15 protein-coding genes, 1 rRNA gene and 1 pseudogene are annotated in these 17312 nt (G+C 74.5%); 5 read left to right on the top strand and 12 right to left on the bottom strand.

Annotated elements, in window-relative coordinates; translation table 11 throughout:
* Positions 1 to 152 precede the first annotated feature (152 nt).
* Positions 153 to 917 carry a hypothetical protein gene (locus IF61_RS0128985; protein ID WP_030369505.1) on the bottom strand — a complete coding sequence of 255 codons (765 nt, stop codon included), beginning with the start codon at positions 915 to 917 and terminating at the stop codon, positions 153 to 155.
* Positions 918 to 1374: 457 nt separating this feature from the next.
* Positions 1375 to 3138, bottom strand: a complete 1764-nt coding sequence (gene recN, locus IF61_RS0128980) for a DNA repair protein RecN (protein ID WP_030369504.1) — start codon at positions 3136 to 3138, stop codon at positions 1375 to 1377.
* A 156-nt stretch (positions 3139 to 3294) separates the two neighbouring features.
* Here recN and IF61_RS0128975 point away from each other — a divergent pair, with 156 nt between their 5' ends.
* Positions 3295 to 4755 carry a S41 family peptidase gene (locus tag IF61_RS0128975; protein WP_043191266.1) on the top strand — a complete coding sequence of 487 codons (1461 nt, stop codon included), beginning with the start codon at positions 3295 to 3297 and terminating at the stop codon, positions 4753 to 4755.
* Between the two features lie 111 nt (positions 4756 to 4866).
* Here IF61_RS0128975 and IF61_RS0128970 read toward each other — a convergent pair whose 3' ends face one another.
* From IF61_RS0128970 to IF61_RS0128960, 3 genes are read right to left on the bottom strand one after another with little or no spacing between them, the layout of a single operon-like run.
* Positions 4867 to 5838 carry an NAD kinase gene (locus tag IF61_RS0128970; RefSeq protein ID WP_030369502.1) on the bottom strand — a complete coding sequence of 324 codons (972 nt, stop codon included), beginning with the start codon at positions 5836 to 5838 and terminating at the stop codon, positions 4867 to 4869.
* Positions 5835 to 6650, bottom strand: a complete 816-nt coding sequence (locus IF61_RS0128965; RefSeq protein ID WP_030369501.1) for a TlyA family RNA methyltransferase — start codon at positions 6648 to 6650, stop codon at positions 5835 to 5837. Before IF61_RS0128965 ends, IF61_RS0128970 begins: the two co-directional genes overlap by 4 nt.
* A 13-nt stretch (positions 6651 to 6663) precedes the next feature.
* Positions 6664 to 6957, bottom strand: coding sequence for a hypothetical protein (locus IF61_RS0128960; protein WP_030369500.1), 294 nt, complete (start codon positions 6955 to 6957; stop codon positions 6664 to 6666).
* Positions 6958 to 7025: 68 nt separating this feature from the next.
* On the opposite strand from IF61_RS0128960, the gene IF61_RS0128955 reads away from it, so the two are divergent.
* A complete protein-coding gene (locus IF61_RS0128955) occupies positions 7026 to 7373 on the top strand; it encodes a sterol-binding protein (protein WP_030369499.1) in 348 nt (115 codons plus the stop codon).
* A gap of 6 nt (positions 7374 to 7379) precedes the next feature.
* Here IF61_RS0128955 and IF61_RS0128950 read toward each other — a convergent pair whose 3' ends face one another.
* From IF61_RS0128950 to IF61_RS0128940, 3 genes are all read right to left on the bottom strand, one after another.
* Positions 7380 to 8192 (bottom strand): ABC transporter ATP-binding protein, encoded by an 813-nt coding sequence (locus tag IF61_RS0128950; protein ID WP_030369498.1) that lies wholly within the window; start codon positions 8190 to 8192, stop codon positions 7380 to 7382.
* Between the two features lie 86 nt (positions 8193 to 8278).
* Positions 8279 to 9319: a FecCD family ABC transporter permease gene (locus IF61_RS0128945; RefSeq protein WP_030369497.1), complete on the bottom strand. Its 1041-nt coding sequence runs from the start codon at positions 9317 to 9319 to the stop codon at positions 8279 to 8281.
* Positions 9316 to 10383: a FecCD family ABC transporter permease gene (locus tag IF61_RS0128940; RefSeq protein ID WP_030369496.1), complete on the bottom strand. Its 1068-nt coding sequence runs from the start codon at positions 10381 to 10383 to the stop codon at positions 9316 to 9318. The genes IF61_RS0128945 and IF61_RS0128940 overlap by 4 nt, the downstream gene beginning before the upstream one ends.
* A gap of 67 nt (positions 10384 to 10450) precedes the next feature.
* On the opposite strand from IF61_RS0128940, the gene IF61_RS0128935 reads away from it, so the two are divergent.
* Both IF61_RS0128935 and IF61_RS0128930 read left to right on the top strand, forming a co-directional pair.
* Positions 10451 to 11494, top strand: a complete 1044-nt coding sequence (locus tag IF61_RS0128935) for an ABC transporter substrate-binding protein (RefSeq protein WP_030369495.1) — start codon at positions 10451 to 10453, stop codon at positions 11492 to 11494.
* A 40-nt stretch (positions 11495 to 11534) separates the two neighbouring features.
* A complete protein-coding gene (locus IF61_RS0128930; protein ID WP_030369494.1) occupies positions 11535 to 12362 on the top strand; it encodes a siderophore-interacting protein in 828 nt (275 codons plus the stop codon).
* Between the two features lie 136 nt (positions 12363 to 12498).
* Here the strand turns inward: IF61_RS0128930 and IF61_RS0128925 are convergent, their stop codons facing one another.
* The gene (locus IF61_RS0128925) at positions 12499 to 13527 is read right to left on the bottom strand and encodes an HAD-IIA family hydrolase (RefSeq protein ID WP_030369493.1); all 1029 of its coding nucleotides are present in this window, start codon (positions 13525 to 13527) and stop codon (positions 12499 to 12501) included.
* Between the two features lie 75 nt (positions 13528 to 13602).
* On the opposite strand from IF61_RS0128925, the gene IF61_RS0128920 reads away from it, so the two are divergent.
* Positions 13603 to 14892, top strand: a complete 1290-nt coding sequence (locus IF61_RS0128920; protein WP_030369492.1) for a DUF1015 domain-containing protein — start codon at positions 13603 to 13605, stop codon at positions 14890 to 14892.
* Positions 14893 to 14962: 70 nt separating this feature from the next.
* Here IF61_RS0128920 and IF61_RS36670 read toward each other — a convergent pair whose 3' ends face one another.
* From IF61_RS36670 to rrf, 3 genes and pseudogenes are all read right to left on the bottom strand, one after another.
* The gene (locus tag IF61_RS36670) at positions 14963 to 15757 is read right to left on the bottom strand and encodes a tetratricopeptide repeat protein (protein WP_211264952.1); all 795 of its coding nucleotides are present in this window, start codon (positions 15755 to 15757) and stop codon (positions 14963 to 14965) included.
* 84 nt (positions 15758 to 15841) lie between these two features.
* Positions 15842 to 16372, bottom strand: a pseudogene (locus IF61_RS37805) (hypothetical protein); the annotation flags it as partial.
* A gap of 844 nt (positions 16373 to 17216) precedes the next feature.
* Positions 17217 to 17312, bottom strand: a 5S ribosomal RNA gene (rrf, locus tag IF61_RS33680); the annotation flags it as partial.

Below are 17312 nucleotides of genomic sequence, written 5' to 3'. Positions count from 1 at the left end.
GCTCCTGATTCGGCGTCGGCAACGGCATCGGCAATCGGCATCGGAGAGGGCGTACGGCGCAGTGCTGCCGCCCAGGATGCCAGCGCCCGCCGACATCACGGGACCACCGTCTCGCGGGTTGAGCGCCCTGCCTCGCCCGCGCATCCGCGGATTCACTCACATAGGTGATTTCTCGCGTCCATGGCGAGGGCCGTGCCCACCAGCGCGGCGGCGTGCAGGGCGAGCCCGGTACGGCCGTTGCCGACCGCGACGGCGAGCCCGAGGCCCGCGCCGAGCGCGTGGGCGCCGGTGTCGCCGAGCATGGTCCGCCCGGCGAGATCGTCCGCGATCAGCGCGGCCGCGGCGCCCATCGGGGCGGCCGCGAGGGGTGCGGAGCCGCGGCGGGCGAGCCCCGGCGCGGCCAGCGCGAGCACGGCCCCGGCCGCCCGTCCCGGCCTGACGTCCAGCAGGTTGACGAGGTGCGCGGACCCGGCGATCACCACCGCGGCCAGCGCCTTGTCGAGCGGCCGCTCCTTGACGACCGCCCCCGCGGCGCAGGCGGCCGCGCCGATGCCGATGAGCTTCACGGCACCACTGGTGACCTCGCCCCGCCGCAGGGCGCCCAAGTGCGCCCGGAACCCCCGCCGGGGGTCCCCGGCCCCCGCGAAGTCGTCGTAGGCCCCGCATGCCGCGGCGGCGACCACGGTCAGGGCTCCTGCCGTCCGGACGCGCGGCGGCCCGGCGGCCGCGGCCAGGGCGAGGGCGGTGCCGGCGGCCGCGGCGGGGCCGGCGTGGAGGTGAACGGTGCGGCCGGCGTGGTTGGTGCGCTCCCATGCGGCTGCGCTGCGGCTCCTTCGCCGCCGCGCGCCCTCGTAAACCCCGCGCGCCGCGACGGCTCCGCAGAGCGCCGCCTTCCCGACCGCCCTCATCGTGATCATGCCTCGACCCTACGGCCGGCCATCGAGAGGCCTCACCGACCCCCGCGCCCGGTCAGCCCGGCACCGCCGGACCGCGCGCATGGGGTTGCGCGCCGCGGCGGCGGAACACAGATGCCGACACCGTCAGCAACAGGCCCGGCCCCACCGGCGCTCGGCCGAACCACCCGGCCACCCTCACCCCGCCGCAACGGCGATCAGCCACGGCACAGCAGTCCGGCGGTGCCGAACCGGCCCGCGGTGCGGAGCGCGCGCCCACGCCGGTGCTGAACCAGGCCGCGTCAGGCCCGGAACAGCGCCGCCGGTCGCCACCGTCGTGGCCGGTCGCCGTTGCGGCGGGATGAGAGGTGACCGGCACCTCTCATCCGGCAGCAACGGCGGGAAACCGGCGCGGCGGAACTCCGGCGGAATGCGCAGCCACCCGCACCGGCACGTGCGAAGCGAACCCCGCGCGGAGCGCTCACGCACCCCCGCCGGAGGCGCCCCGCGCCGCGGCGAGGAGTTCTTCCGCGTGGGCGCGGGCCAGTTCGGAGTCTTCCTGGCCCGCCAGCATGCGGGAGAGCTCGCGGATGCGGTCCTCGCCCTCCATGGCCTGGACGCCGCTGCGCGTCACCGACCCCTCGTGGGTCTTCTCCACCACCAGGTGCCGGTCGGCGAAGGCCGCCACCTGCGGCAGGTGGGTGACCACCACGACCTGGGCCGTGCGCGCGAGCCGCGCGAGGCGGCGGCCCACCTCGACGGCCGCCTTGCCGCCGACGCCCGCGTCGACCTCGTCGAAGAGGTACGTCGGGACGGGGGCGGAGCCCGCGAAGACGACCTCGACGGCGAGCATGACGCGCGAGAGCTCACCGCCGGACGCGCCCTTGGCGATGGGCCGGGGGACCGCCCCGGGGTGGGGGGCGAGGAGGAGCTCGACCTCGTCCGCGCCGTGCGGCCCGTAGGCGACCGCCCGCCCGCCGACGTCGATGCCGCTGTCCGCGTCCGCGACCTCGGTCTGCCGGATGGCGAAGGTGACGCGGGCGTGCGGCATGGCCAGCTCGGCGAGTTCGGCGGTGACCGCTTCGGCGAACCGTTCCGCGGCCTCGGCCCGCGCGTCGCTCACCGCCTGGGCGAGCCCGCCCAGCTCGGCGCGGAGCGCGTCCCGTTCGGCGGTGAGTTCCCCGATCCGCTCGTCGTCGCCGTCGAGCTCGCCGAGCCGCTCGGCGCCCCGCTCGGCCCACGCGAGCACTTCGGCGATGTCCTGCCCGTACTTGCGCGTGAGCTGGGTGAGCGCGGCGCGCCGCTCCTCCACGGCGGCGAGCCGCAGCGGGTCGGAGTCGAGGCCGGAGGCGTACCCGGCGAGTTCCCCGGCGACGTCGGACACCAGGATGCCGATCTCGCCGATGCGGTCGGCGAGGGCGGCGAGCGCCGGGTCGTGGGAGCGTACGGCCTCCACGGCCCGGTGCGCGCCGGCGACGAGCGTGGCGGCGTCGATGCCCTCGGGGTCCTCGGGGTTGCCCGCGAGCGCGGCGTGCGCGGCGGTGGCGGCGGAGGCGAGGGCCTCCGCGTGCCCGAGGCGCTCCGCCTCGGCGGCGAGCTCGGCGTCCTCGCCGGGGAGCGGCTCGACGGCGGCGACCTCGTCCAGCCCGAACCGCAGCAGGTCGGCTTCCTGGGCGCGCTCGCGGGCCCGCGTGGTCAGCTCGGCGAGCTCGGTGGTGACGGCGCGCAGCCGGCGGTAGGCGTCGGCGTACTTGGCGAGGGGCGCGGCCACGGCGTCGCCCGCGTACCGGTCGAGGGCCTGCCGCTGCCGCGCGGGCCGCAGGAGCCCCTGCTGGTCGGTCTGCCCGTGGACGGCGACGAGGTCGTCCGCGAGCTCGCCGAGGAGCCCGACGGGCACGCTGCGCCCGCCCAGGTGCGCCCGGGAGCGCCCCTCGGCGGAGAGGGTACGGCTGACGAGCAGGGTGCCGTCGTCCAGTTCGGCGCCCGCCTCCTCGGCCCGCAGCGCCACGGGCGACGCGGGGTCGACGGCGAGCCGCCCCTCGACGACCGCGGACCGGGCCCCCATCCGCACCAGCGCGGGGTCTGCCCGCCCGCCGAGCAGCAGGCCGAGGCTGGTCACGACCATGGTCTTGCCCGCGCCGGTCTCGCCGGTCACCGCGGTGAAACCGGGCGACAGCTCGACGACGGCGTCGTCAATGACGCCCAAGGACCGGATCCGCATCTCCTCCAACACGGATACGACCATACGAGGTTCCGGGGCCCCCTCGCGACGGCCACCCCCACCGACCCCCCTGGGGGAATCCCCACCACCGTTCCGGGTGATCTCCCCATGGCCCCGGGGAACCCCGGGAGAGGAGCCTGATGGCGACCGCAAAGCCCCTCCCTGCCCCATGAGGTCGGTATGCCCGTTCGTCCCCGTTCATCCCGTGCCGCCGCGCTCCTCCTCGCCGCCGCGGTGGCCGTGACCACCGCCGCCGGCACGGCCGGCGCGCTCGACCACGGCCCCCGCCCGGCAGCGCCCGCGGCGCTCGACGGCGTGTGGCGCATGGACGGCTACGGCACGGTCGCCGTCGTCGAGGACGGCGGCCGCAAGCTGCGCACGTACGAGACCACGGGGGTCAGCTGCCTGCCCGGAGCCCTCACCGCCGCCCGTACGGACCCCTCCGGCCCCTTCCGGCAGGACGGCGAGGCCGCCCTCACGGTGACCCCGCAGGGGCGCGGCACGGCGCGGCTGGCGTTCGGCGACAACGTGGGCCACCGCACACTGCACCGCATCCCCGCGCTGCCGTCCGGCTGCCGGAACGCCCCCGCCCCGGACGCGGACCCGCGGGCGGTCTTCGACACGTTCTGGCAGACCTACGCCGAGAACTATCCGTTCTTCGCCGCCCGGCACATCGACTGGAACGCCGTCCGCGACCGCTACCGCCCCCGAATCACCGCCGCCACGGGCAAGCCCGAGCTGTTCCGCATCCTGTCGCAGATGATCGAGCCGCTGCACGACGGGCACACCGGCCTGGTCGACCCGGACGACCCCGCCGGCTTCTTCAGCGGGCACCGCCAGGACACCGTCATCCCCGACGCTACGGCGCGGGCCCGCATCGACAAGGCGGTCGCCGAGAGCGTCGCCAAGGCGGGCGCGGGGAGCACCGGCGTGCAGCGCTCCTGGGCCGGCGGGCAGATCACGTACGCCGAACTCCCCGGCCGGACGGGCTTCCTCCGCATCACGTCGTTCCTGCACTACGGCCAGGGCAACGACTACGACGCCGACAAGGCCGCGCTGCACACAGCCCTCGACGAGGTCTTCACCGCCGCCCGCACGACCGGCCCGGACGCCCTGCGCGGCCTCGTCCTCGACCTGCGCCTCAACGGCGGCGGCTCGGACCGCCTCGCCCTGGACGTGGCCGAGCGGCTGACCGCCCGGCCGTACACGGCGTACCTCAAGCACGCGCGCAACGACGCCCGCGACCCGCGCCGGTTCACCCCGGCCGAGCCGGTCCGGGTCGCCCCGCACGACGGCCCGGTCTACACCGGCCCGCTGACGGTCCTCACCGGCCGGCTCACCATGAGCGCGGGCGAGACGCTCACGCAGGCGCTGCTGCAGCGCGGCCCGAAGCTCACTCTCATCGGCGAGAACACGCAGGGCCTGTTCTCGGACCGGCTCATGCGCACCCTGCCCAACGGTTGGCAGTTCTGGCTCCCGAACGAGGAGTTCCTGAGCGCGAAGGACGGCCGGACGACGTACGACGGCACGGGCATCGCCCCGGACGTCCGCGCCCCCGTCTTCGCCGAGGAGGACCTCACGACCGGGAAGGACCCGGCCCTGACGAAGGCGCTGGAGCTCCTGCGGGCCGGGAAGCGCTGAGCCCGCGGTCCCTCGCCGTTGCAGCGGATCGTTGTTTCCGCCGCAACGGCGAGCAACCCCCACCGGCGTAACCGGCGGCGCCGAGCAGCCCTCAGCCGAAACGGCCGCGCATCAGTGGGGCGCGCCCCGCCACCCCGCCACCGGCAGCGCGAACTTCGCCACCAGCCGGTCCGTGAAGGACGCGTGGTGCAGGCGGGCCAGCCGCACGGGGACCGCCCCCCGCCGCACCTCGACCCGCGCTCCCGCGGGCAGTTCCACCGTCCGGCGGCCGTCGCACCACAGGACCCCGTTCGGGGTCTGCGGCTGGACCTCGACCGCGAGGACCGAGTCCGGCGCGGTCACCAGCGGCTTGGCGAACAGCGCGTGGGCGCTGATCGGCACCATCAGCAGGGCCTCGACCTCGGGCCACACCACCGGCCCGCCCGCCGAGAAGGCGTAGGCCGTGGAACCGGTCGGGGTCGCGCACACGACGCCGTCGCCGCCGAAGCGGGAGACGGGGCGCCCGTCGACCTCGGTGACGACCTCCAGGAGCCGTTCCCGCGCGGCCTTCTCCACGGACGCCTCGTTCAGCGCCCAGTCGGTGTGCACGACGTGCCCGTCGGTCAGGACGGCGACGTCGAGCGTCATGCGCTCCTCGACCTCGTAGGCCCGGGTCACGACCCGGTCCACGACCTTGTCGAGGTCGTCCCGCTCGGCCTCGGCGAGGAAGCCGACACGGCCGAGGTTGACGCCGAGCATGGGCACGCCGGAGCTGCGCGCGAACTCGGCGCCGCGCAGCAGCGTGCCGTCGCCGCCGAGGACGACGAGGAGCTCGCAACCCTCCAGGACGGCCGGCCGGCCCGGGCCGGCCTCGACCAGCTCGACCTCGGACGGCAGCGGCAGGTCGGCCGCCTCCTCGGCGAGGACCCGTACGCCGATCCCGCACCGCAGCAGTCCCTGGACCACGAGTTCGGCGCTGCGGATGGCCGCCGGGCGGCCCGTGTGCGCGAGCAGGAAGACGGTGCGCCTGCCTTCGGCAGCCGCCTCCCGCTCCCCCGCCCCTGTTGCTGTTGTTGCCTGTGATGCTGCTTCTGAAGTCGTCAACGCGGCCCCTCCGCCACTGCACGGTCAACGTCCGCCGGGTCCAGTTCTGGTGCTCCGGCTCGCAGCCACAGAAAGTACTCGACGTTGCCCGAGGGGCCGGGCAGCGGGCTGGCGGTCACGCCGAGCACGCCCAGCCCCAGTTCGGCGGCGCGGGCGGCGACGCCGCGCACGGCCTCGGCCCGCAGCTGGGTGCTGCGCACGACGCCGCCGCTGCCGAGCCGCTCCTTGCCGACCTCGAACTGCGGCTTGACCATGAGCACCAGGTCGGCGTCGGGGGCGGCGCAGCGCACGAGGGCGGGCAGCACCAGGCCGAGCGGGATGAAGGACAGGTCGCCGACGATCAGGTCGACGGGGATGTCGTCGATCTGCTCCAGCGTGAGTTCGCGGACGTTGGTGCGGTCCTTCACGGTGACCCGCTCGTCGCTCTGCAGCGACCACGCGAGCTGCCCGTAGCCGACGTCGGCGGCGACGACGTGCGCGGCGCCGGAGCGCAGCAGGACGTCGGTGAACCCGCCGGTGGACGCCCCCGCGTCGAGGGCGCGGCGGCCCTCGACCTTCAGCCCGCGCGGCACGAAGGCGGCGAGCGCGCCGGCGAGCTTGTGGCCGCCGCGGGAGACGTAGTCGGGGTCGTTCTCGTCCTGGGTGACGACGATCGCGGCGCTGAGCTCGACCTGGGTGGCCGCCTTGGTCGCGACGGTGCCGCCGACGGTCACCCGGCCCGCCGCGATGAGCTGGCTCGCGTGCTCGCGGGAGCGGGCGAGTTTACGGCGCACGAGCTCGGCGTCGAGTCGGCTGCGTCGCGGGCGGGTCACTGCCACGGGTGGTTCAGCTCCTGTTGTCGTACGAAGCGGGGGCGCCCGGGGCGGCGGGTGCCCCGGACGGGCCGGGGCCACGGTCGAGCGCGCTCAGTGCGTCCCGCAGGCCCCGGTGTACATCCTCGTACACCTCCAGGTGGCCGCTCACGGCGAGGTGGTCGGCGTCCGCCAGCCGGACGAGCTGCGCGTCGACGGCGGGGTCGCCGGCCGCGGTGCGGGCGACGCCGAGCGGCTGCGGTCCGGGCCCGTCCGCCCCCTCGGCCTCGCCGGGCTCCGGATCCGCGGGAGTCATCGCATCGCTCATGGCCCCGACGCTACCCCGGAACGGCGCCTGTGCGGCGTACGCGGCCCGCTGCGGTACCGTCCCTGGTGATGGCGACGATCGAGGAGTGCCGCGCCGCACTCGACAGACTGGCGGAGAACCTCGCGGGGGCGAAGGGCGAGCTCCGTGACGCGGCCGCGCCCGACCGCTCGCTCAGCTGCCACATCACCGATCTCGACGTGACGTTCACCGGCCACCTCGTGGGCGGGCACATCCAGGACGTGGAGACGCGGCCGGGCACGCCCGAGCGGCGGGAGGAGATCGCGCTGACGATGTCGGGCGACGACCTGGTGGCCCTGGTGGACGGGCGGCTGAACTTCGCGAAGGCGTGGGCCGCCGGCCGGGTCAGGGTCCAGGCGAGCCTGCGCGACGTCCTGCGGCTGCGGTCGCTCCTGTAGCCGTCGCTACGGCTGCGCGGTGACGGCCGCCGCACGCGCCTTCCGGGCGGCCGGCACCACCAGCGGCGTCCCCGTCTCCGGGTCGTCGATGACCTGGCACCGCAGCCCGAACACCCGCTCCACGAGCCCGGCGGTGACGACGTCCCCCGGCGCGCCCTCCGCGACGACCTTGCCGTCGCGCATGGCGATCAGGTGGGTGGCGTAGCGCGCGGCGTGGTTGAGGTCGTGGAGTACGGCGACGAGGGTGCGGCCCTGCTCCTCATGGAGCCGGGCGCACAGGTCGAGGACCTCGATCTGGTGCTGGATGTCCAGGTACGTGGTGGGCTCGTCCAGCAGGAGCAGCGGGGTCTGCTGGGCGAGGGCCATGGCGATCCAGACCCGCTGGCGCTGGCCGCCGGAGAGTTCGTCGACGTGCCGGTCGGCGAGGGCGTCGACGCCGGTGGCGGCCATGGACTCGGTGACGATCCGCTCGTCCTCGCGCGACCACTGGCGCAGCAGGCCCTGGTGGGGGTAGCGGCCGCGGGCGACGAGGTCGCCGACGGTGATGCCGTCGGGCGCTATGGACGACTGCGGGAGCAGCCCGAGCGTGCGGGCCACCTGCTTCGCCGGGTACGAGCCGATGGCGGCGCCGTCCAGCAGGACGGAGCCGGCGGCCGGCTTGAGCATGCGGGCGAGGGCGCGCAGCAGGGTGGACTTTCCGCAGGCGTTGGGGCCGACGATGACGGTGAACGACCGGTCGGGGATCGCGACCGAGAGGTTCTCGGCGATGACGCGCTGGTCGTAGGCGAGCGTGACGGATTCGGCCGTCAGTCGGCTCATGGTGCGGTCTCCTTGCTGAGGGTTCGTATCCGTCGTGCCGGTCGTGCCGGTTGCATCCGCTCTGCCCGCCGTATCCGCCGCGCGGCTCATACGCGCCCCGCCTTCCGCTCCGTGAACAGCAGCCACAGCAGATAGCAGCCGCCGAACATCCCGGTGAGCGCCCCGACGGGCAGTTTGTCGGCTCCGAAGAGCCGCTGCGAGGCCCAGTCGGCGCCGACGAGCAGGGCCGCGCCCATCGCCGCGGCGGCGAAGAGGCCCGGGCCGGCGGCGCGGGTCAGCCGGCGGGCGAGCTGCGGCGCGGCGAGCGCCACGAAGCCGATGGGCCCGGCGGCGGCCGTGGCCGCGGCGGTGAGCAGCACGGCGGAGGCCATGACCACGAGCCGGGTCCGCTCGGCCCGTACGCCGAGGGCGTACGCGGCGTCGTCGCCCATCTCCAGCATCCGCAGCGCCCGCCCGTGCCCGAGGACGAGAGGGAAGAGGACGGCGGCCGCGATGAGCAGGGGCCGCACCTGCTCCCAGTCGCGGCCGTTGAGGGAGCCGACCATCCAGATCATGGAGCGGGTGGCGTCCACGAGGTCGGCCTTGGTCATCAGGTAGTCGCGCAGGCCGGTGAGGACGGCGGCGGCGCCGATGCCGACGAGGACGAGCCGGTAGCCGTTGATGCCCTTCTTCCAGGCCAGGAGGTAGACGGCGAGGCCGGTGACGACGCCGCCCACGACCGCTCCGGCGGCCACGGCGAACGGGTCGCCGTGGAAGAGGACGATGACGACGAGCGCGCCGGCCGCGGAGCCCTGGCCGAAGCCGATGACGTCCGGGCTGCCCAGGGGGTTGCGGGAGACGGACTGGAAGACGGCGCCGGCCAGGCCGAGGCAGCCGCCGGCGAGGAGGCCGACGAGGACGCGCGGCAGCCGCAGGTCGTAAACGATCACGTCCTGGGCGGGGGTGCCGCCGCCGGTGAGCGTGCGGACGACGTCGGCGGGCGGGATGGGGAAGTCGCCGGTGCCGATGAGGGCCACGGACGCGGCTGCGGCGAGGGCCAGGAGCAGCAGGACGACGAGGGCGGCGCGCGGGGCGAAGCGCAGGGAGAGCCCGCCGCGGGTACGGACGGTTCGTGCGGACGGGCTCACTGCTGGGCCACCCTCCGGCGCCGTACGAGGTGGATGAAGACGGGTCCGCCGATGACGGCGGTCACGATGCCGGCCTGGAGTTCTCCGGGCCGGGTGACGACCCGTCCGAGGACGTCCGCGCCGAGCAGCAGCACGGGCGACAGGACGGCCGCGTACGGCAGGATCCAGCGCTGGTCGGGGCCGGTGAGGGCGCGCACGAGGTGCGGCACTATCAGGCCGATGAAGACGATGGGCCCGCAGGCGGCGGTCGCGGCGCCGCACAGCAGGGTGACGGCGGTCAGCGCGAGGACGCGGGTGCGGGCGGGCCGGGTGCCGAGGGCGCGGGCGCTGTCGTCGCCGAGGGCCATGGCGTTCAGCGGCCGGGCGAGCGCGAGGGCGAGCAGGGTGCCGGCGGCGATGAAGGGCAGGACCTGCCGGATGACGTCCGCGTCGGCGGAGGCGAGCGAGCCGACGGTCCAGAAGCGCATCCGGTCGAGCGCGGCGGAGTCCATCAGCTGGACGGAGTTGACGTAGCCGTAGAGCGCGTACGTCACGGCGGTGCCGGCGAGCGCGAGCCGGACGGGCGTGGCGCCCCGGCTGCCGCCGAGCACGTGGACGACGACGGCGACGACGGCCGCGCCCAGAAGCGCGAACCACACGTAGTCGCCGGTCGAGCTGACGCCGAGGAAGGTGATGGCGGATACGACGGCCGCCGCGGCGCCCGCGTTGACGCCGAGGATGCCGGGTTCGGCGAGCGGGTTGCGGGTGAGGGCCTGCATCACGGCGCCGGAGAGCCCGAGGGCGGCGCCGGCGAGCAGGCCGAGCAGGGTGCGGGGCAGGCGGACGTCGCGCACGATGACGCCGGCCTCGCCGTGCGAGGTGTGGAACAGCCCGTTCCAGACCGCCTCCAGCGGCAGCGGTTTGGCGCCGATGGCGATGCTCGCGACCGCGACGAGCAGCAGCAGCCCGGTCGCCGCGAGCAGACCGGCGGCCCGGGCGGCATTCCGCTTACGGCTTGCCGGGGGTATCTGCGGCGGCAGCGGAGCGGTGTCCGCCGGGGGCTCGGGGGGACTGTCAACCAACACAAGCCTTAGGTTAGCCTACCCTTAACTCCCCTCGTTCTTGCCTCATTCTTGAGAGAAGCGCACCACCATGAGCACCCCCCGCACCCTCCGCAACTCCCGCGCCTCCTTCTTGTCCCGCCGCGGCCTGCTGGCTGCAGGCGGCGCCCTCGGGGCCGGCGCCCTCCTGACGGCCTGCGGCGGCGGCTCGAAGGGCTCCGCGGACGGGGACTCAGGTTCCGCTTCCGGCCCGTGGACGTTCAAGGACGACCGCGGCGAGACCGCCAAGGCCGCCCGCACCCCCAAGAAGGTCGTCGCCTTCACCGGCACCGCCGCCGCCCTCCACGACTTCGGCGCCGAGTGCACCGCCGTCTTCGGCCCGACGGTCCTCAAGGACGGCAAGCCCGACCCCCAGGCCGGCGACCTCGACGTCGGCAAGCTGACCGTCCTCGGCAACGCCTGGGGCGAGTTCAACGTCGAGAAGTACGCCGCCCTCTCCCCCGAGCTGCTCGTCACCAACATGATCCAGGGCACGGAGCTCTGGTACGTGCCGGACGAGAGCAAGAAGAAGATCCTCAGCTTCGCCCCCGGGGTCGGCATCAACGTCTCCAAGGTGTCCCTCACCCAGGTCATCGGGCGCTACGCCGAACTCGCCGCCTCCCTCGGCGCCGACCTCGGGGCGAAGCGGGTCACCGACGCCAAGGCCCGCTTCGAGAAGGCCTCCGAGACCCTCCGCAAGGCCGCCCGGGCCAACAAGGGCCTCAAGGTCCTCGCCGCCTCCGGCTCCGCGGACCTGCTCTACGTCTCCGACCCCGCCGTCTACGCCGACCTCACCTACTTCAAGTCCCTCGGCGTCGACTTCGTCGTCCCCGGCAAGGTCACCGGCGGCTTCTTCGAGAGCCTCAGCTGGGAGAACGCCGGCAAGTACCCCGCGGACCTCATCCTCCTCGACAACCGCACCTCCGCCCTCCAGCCCAAGGACCTCGCCGCCAAGCCCACCTGGGCCGGGCTGCCCGCCGTCAAGGCCGGCCAGGTCAGCCCCTGGCTCAGCGAGCCGCGCTACTCCTACGCCGGGTGCGCACCGCTCGTCGAGGCCCTCGCCGAAGCCGTCCAGAAGGCCAAGAAGGTCGCCTGACAAGCGAAGCCGCCCGACGAACGAAAGGGAAACACCCCGTATGGCCAGCCCCGCCCTTCCGTACCGCTTCTTCGACCTGGAGGTCCGCCGCACCGAGCGGATCAGCCCCGCCATGATGCGGGTCACCTTCGGCGGCGAGGAACTCCGCGACGTCGTCGCCGGCGGCCGCGACCAGCGCTTCAAGCTGTTCCTGCCGCAGCCCGGCCAGGACGCTCCCCTGCTGCCCGCGGCCCGCGACGAGACCTGGTTCACCGAGTGGCGGGCCCAGGACCCGGCCGTACGGGCCTTCATGCGCACCTACACCGTGCGGGACCTGCGCCAGGGCCCGGCCGAGATGGACGTCGACTTCGCCGTCCACGGCGACGCGAACGGGCACGGCGGCCCCGCCACGAACTGGGCCCAGGCCGCCCGCCCCGGTGACCGCGTCACCGTCCTCGCCCCCGTCGTCGAGGACAACGGCGGCGTCGACTTCCAGCCGCCCGCGGACACGGACTGGGTCCTGGTCACCGCCGACGAGACCGCGCTGCCGGCCGTGGCCGGCATCCTCGCCTGGCTCCCGGCCGGCACCCCCGCCAGGATCTGGATCGAGGTACCCCACGCCGAGGACGTCCAGGACCTGCCCACCGAGGCCGACGCCGAGATCACCTGGCTCGTACGGGGCGCGGCCGAGCCGGTCCTGAGCGCCGTCCGGGCCGCGGACCTCCCGGCCGGCAAGCCCTACGCCTGGCTCGCCGGCGAATCCGGCACGGTCCGCGGCCTCCGCCGCCACCTGGTCAACGACCGCGGCCTGGACCGCCGCACGGTCACGTTCACGGGCTACTGGCGCCGGGGAGCGACGGAGGAGGACTTGCTGGCGGAGCTCAGCTGAGAAACAAGCCCGTCCTGCGTTTGAGGACGAGCGCGTTCAGCGCGATAGGGGGTCTGGGGCGCAGCCCCAGTTACGGGAAGTGGGGGTGCCCCCTCTGGGAGAGGGTCAGGGGAGAACCCCACCCGCCCCAGCCACGTCACAGCCCCAGCAAGGCCACCGCCTTGGCAGCATCCAGCTCACAAACCCCCGGCCCCGCCTGCGTCCACGCGGCAGCGCACAAGGCCCGGAGCCCGTCCAGCGGATCACCCTCGCCCTCAAGGGCGAGCTCGTCACCACTGACGGAGGCCGTCCACCCCCCGCACCGGAACCCGCCCTCGACCGCCACAACCTCCGGCTGAGGGACCAGCAGCCCTCGCAGGTCCGCCGCCACGAACGTCGGCCGGTGCTCCGGCCGCGCCGCGACCAGCTGCGCGGCCGTCGTCACGCCGGTCAGCACCAGCAGCGAGTCCACCCCGCCCACGTACGCGCCCTCGATGTCCGTGTCGAGCCGGTCGCCGACGACCAGCGGCCGCTCGGCCCCCGTCCGCAGCACCGTCTCCCGGTGCATCGGCGGCTGCGGCTTGCCCGCCACCTGCGGCGTGGCGCCCGTGGCTATCCGGACGACCTCCACGGCCGAGCCGTTGCCGGGGGCGATCCCGCGCCCGCTCGGAATCGTCAGGTCCGTGTTGGAGGCGAACCACGGCACGCCCGCCGCCACCGCGTAGGACGCCTCCATGAGCCGCGACCACGGCATGTCCGGCCCGCCGTAGCCCTGCGCGACGGCAGCGGGGTCGTCGTCAGCCGAGTCCACCGGCACCAGCCCGCGCTCCTCCAGCGCCACCCGCAGCCCCTCGGCGCCGATCACCAGCACCCGGGACCCGGCGGGCACCTGCTCGGAGATCAGCCGCGCCACGGCCTGGGCCGAGTTGATCACGTCGGAGGGCTCGGCCGGTACGCCCAGGCGGGTCAGGTGGGCGGCCACCGTCTCCGGGGTGCGCGCGGCGTTGTTCGTCACGTAGGCGAGGTGCATCCCGCCCGCGCGGGCCGTCTCCAGCGACTCGACGGCGTGCGCGATGGCCTCGCCGCCCGCGTACACCACGCCGTCGAGGTCGAGCAGCGCCGTGTCGTAGGCCTCGCCGAGGGGCCGCTCACTGCCGTCGGGCCGCGTCCGGACGGTCTGATTCATCCTGTACTCGCTCCTTGTGCTGTACGTCTCTTCCACGATCATTGCTCACGGGGCCGTGCGACATAACATTTCCCAATGAGTACTCCAGGCCGAGCAGGGAAAGCAGGGCAAGGACTTCAACTCGCCCCCTTCCGAGGGCTGCGCTATGTCCCGGAGCGGGTCGGCAGCCTCGCCGCCGTCACCTCGCCACCGTACGACGTCGTCGTACGGCCCGACGGGTTGCGTCACCTGGAGACCGCCGACCCGCACAACATCGTCCGCCTGATCCTCCCCCAGGCCGCGAGCGCCGCCGACCGGCACCGGCTGGCCGCGGAGACGCTCCGCCGCTGGCAGGACGAGCAGGTCCTCGCCCCCGACCCGGAGCCCGCGCTGTACGTGTACGAGCAGCGGGGCGGCGGCATCCTGCAGCGGGGCCTCATCGGCGCACTGCGCCTCAGCCCCCGTGAGGAGGGCGTCGTCCTCCCCCACGAGGACGTCATGCCGCACATCGTCGAGGACCGCGCGGCCCTCATGCGCGGCATGGGAGCCAACCTCGAACCGCTGCTGTTCTCCTACCGGGGCAACGGCAGCACGACGGGCGCGGCGGCCGTCATCGACCGCGTCACCGCCACCCCGCCGCTGCTGTCCACCACGACCGACGACGGCTACGCGCACCGCCTGTGGTCCATCACCGACCCGGACGACCTCGAACAGATCGGCAAGGACCTCTCGCAGCAGCACGCCCTCATCGCCGACGGCCACCACCGCTGGGCGACGTACCTGCGGCTGCGCGCCGAGCAGCCCGCCCCCGGCCCCTGGGACTTCGGCCTCGTGCTGCTGGTGGACACCGCCCGCTACCCGCTGCGCGTACGGGCCATCCACCGGCTGCTGCACCGGCTGCCGGTCGCCGAGGCGCTGGCCGCGGTCGAGGGCGTCTTCCGCGTCCGCACCGTCGACGGCCCGCTGCCCGCGGCGCTCGACGCGCTGGCGGAAGCGTCGGAGCGGCCGGGCAACTCCTTCGTCCTGGCGGGCGACGGCCGCTTCCACCTCCTCGACCGCCCGGACCCGGCCCTGCTGGCCCGCCTGGTCCCGGCGGACCGCCCGGAGGCGTGGCGCACCCTGGACGCGACGGTCCTGCACTCGGTCCTGCTGGAGCACGTGTGGCGGGTGCCGGACGACCCGGAGCACATCGGCTACATCCACGAGACGGCCGCGGCCGTGAAGCAGGCCGAGCGGCACGGCGGCACGGCGGTGCTGATGCATCCGGTCATGGAAGACGTGGTCCGGGAGCTGGCGGAACAGGGTGTGACCATGCCGCGCAAGTCCACCTCGTTCGGGCCCAAGCCGGCGACGGGGCTGGTCCTGCGGAGCCTGGCCCTGAACTGACGAACCACGAAGACGAAGAGGGCGCCATCCCGGTACGGGGATGGCGCCCTCTTCGGCGTTACGTCAGCGGTCAGCTCTTGTCGTCGTCCGCCTTGGGGGCCTCAGCGGGCTCCTCGGCGGGCTTCTCAGCGGGCTCGGTGACCTCAGCCTCGGCCTCGGCCTTGACCTCGACCTCAGTCTCCGTCTCGGTCTCGACCGCGGTCTCCTCGGCCGCCTCATCGTCGTCGGACTCCACCAGGGCGTCCGTGAACTCGACGCCGTCGAGCTCCGCGAGGCGGTCGGAGGCGTCCGTCTGGCCGCCCTGGTCCGCTTCGAGGGCCTTGGCGAACCACTCGCGGGCCTCGGACTCGCGGCCGACGTCCAGCAGCGCGTCGGCATACGCGTAGCGCAGGCGCGCGGTCCACGGCTGGACCGAGTTGGAGGCGAGCTCGGGGCTCTGCAGCGTCACGACGGCGGCGTCGGCCTGGCCCATGTCCTTGCGGGCACCGGCGGCGACCAGGCGCATCTCGACCTGGCCGGCCTTGTCGAGCTTGTTGACCTCGGGCTCGCCGGCCATGGCCAGCGCGCGCTCGGGGCGGCCCATGCCGCGCTCGCAGTCGGCCATCACGGGCCAGAGCTCGACGGAGCCGGTCATGCGGCGGGCGGCACGGAACTCGGCGAGCGCCTCGGAGTACTTGGCCGTCGCGTACGAGGCGAAGCCGGCGGCCTCGCGGACGGCGGCGACGCGCGAGGCGAGACGCAGCGCGATCCGGGAGTAGGCGTAGGCCTGCTCCGGGTCCTCGTCGAGCAGGTTGGCGACCATGACGAGGTTGCGGGCGACCTCCTCGGCGAGGCCCTTCGGCAGGCTCATGAGCTCCTGCCGCACGTCCGCGTCGATCTCGTCGCCGGTGACGTCGTCGGGGATCGGCAGGCGCTTCACCGGCTCGCGGTCGCCGCGGTCCCGGTCGCGGTCGTCACGGCGCCCGTAGCCGCCGGAACGGTCGTCACGGCCGCCGCGGTAGCCGCCGCCCTGGCGGTCGTCACGGAACGAACGGCGGGGACCGCGGTCATCGCGGCCGCCGCGGTAACCACCGCGGTCGTCGTCGCGGCGCGGGCCGCGGTCATCGCGACGGTCGTCACGGCGGAAGCCGCCACGGTCGTCGTCACGACGCGGGCCGCGGTCGTCACGACGGTCATCACGGCGGAAGGACGGGCGGTCGTCGCGACGCTCGTCACGGCCACCGCGGAAGCCACCACGGTCGTCATCGCGACGGGGGCCACGGTCGTGGCCGCCACGGTCGTCGCGGCGCGGGCCGCGGTCATCGCGACGGTCGTCGCGACGGAAACCGCCACGGTCGTCGTCACGACGCGGGCCGCGGTCGTCGTCACGGCGGGGGCCGCGGTCGTCACGACGGTCATCACGGCGGTCGTCACGGCGGAAAGAGGGACGGTCGTCGCGACGGAAGCCACCGCGGTCGTCGTCACGGCGCGGGGCGCGGTCGTCACGGCGGAAGCCGCCACGGTCGTCCTCGCGACGGAAGGAGGGGCGGTCGTCGCGACGTTCATCGCGACCGCCGCGGAAGCCACCGCGCTCGTCATCACGACGCGGGGCGCGGTCGTCACGGGGGAAGGACGGGCGCTCGTCACGGCCGCCACGGAAGCCGCCGCCACGGGGACGGTCCTGGCCGCCGCGGTCGTCGCGGCGCGGGCCGCGGTCATCGCGACGGTCGTCGCGACGGAAACCGCCACGGTCGTCGTCACGACGCGGGGCGCGGTCGTCACGGCGGAAGGACGGGCGGTCGTCGCGACGCTCGTCACGGCCGCCGCGGAAACCACCGCGCTCGTCATCACGACGCGGGGCGCGGTCGTCACGGCGGTCGTCGCGACGGAAGGACGGACGGTCGTCACGGCGGCCGAAGCCACCGCCGGCCGGGCGTCCGCCACGGTCGTCGTCGCGGCGCGGGCCACGGTCGTCGTCACGACGGGGGGCACGGTCGTCGCGACGGTCGTCACGGCGGAAGCCACCGCGGTCGTCGTCACGGCGGAAAGAGGGGCGGTCGTCGCGACGGCCGAAGCCACCGCCGGCCGGGCGTCCACCGCGGTCGTCGTCGCGGCGCGGGCCACGGTCGTCACGGCGCGGGCCACCGCGTCGGTCGTCGCGGCGGAAACCGCCGCGGTCGCCACCCGAACGATCGTCGGGAGAGTTGGTGGGCATCGACGTGACTCCTGTCTTCAGGTACCGCAGTCATTCTCGCGCAGCCGGACGGCCGGCGCGCTTCGGCAGAAAATAAAAAAGGACCCTTGGTCCCAGCGTGAACGCTGGGACCAAGGGTCCTTGAAGTATTGTTCGGCGGCGTCCTACTCTCCCACACGGTCCCCCATGCAGTACCATCGGCGCTGAAAGGCTTAGCTTCCGGGTTCGGAATGTAACCGGGCGTTTC

Source organism: Streptomyces roseoverticillatus, from assembly GCF_000719265.1.
GTDB lineage: Bacteria > Actinomycetota > Actinomycetes > Streptomycetales > Streptomycetaceae > Streptomyces > Streptomyces roseoverticillatus.
Note: the sequence above shows the minus strand (reverse complement) of the source record. Positions and strands in the feature narration are given on the sequence as shown.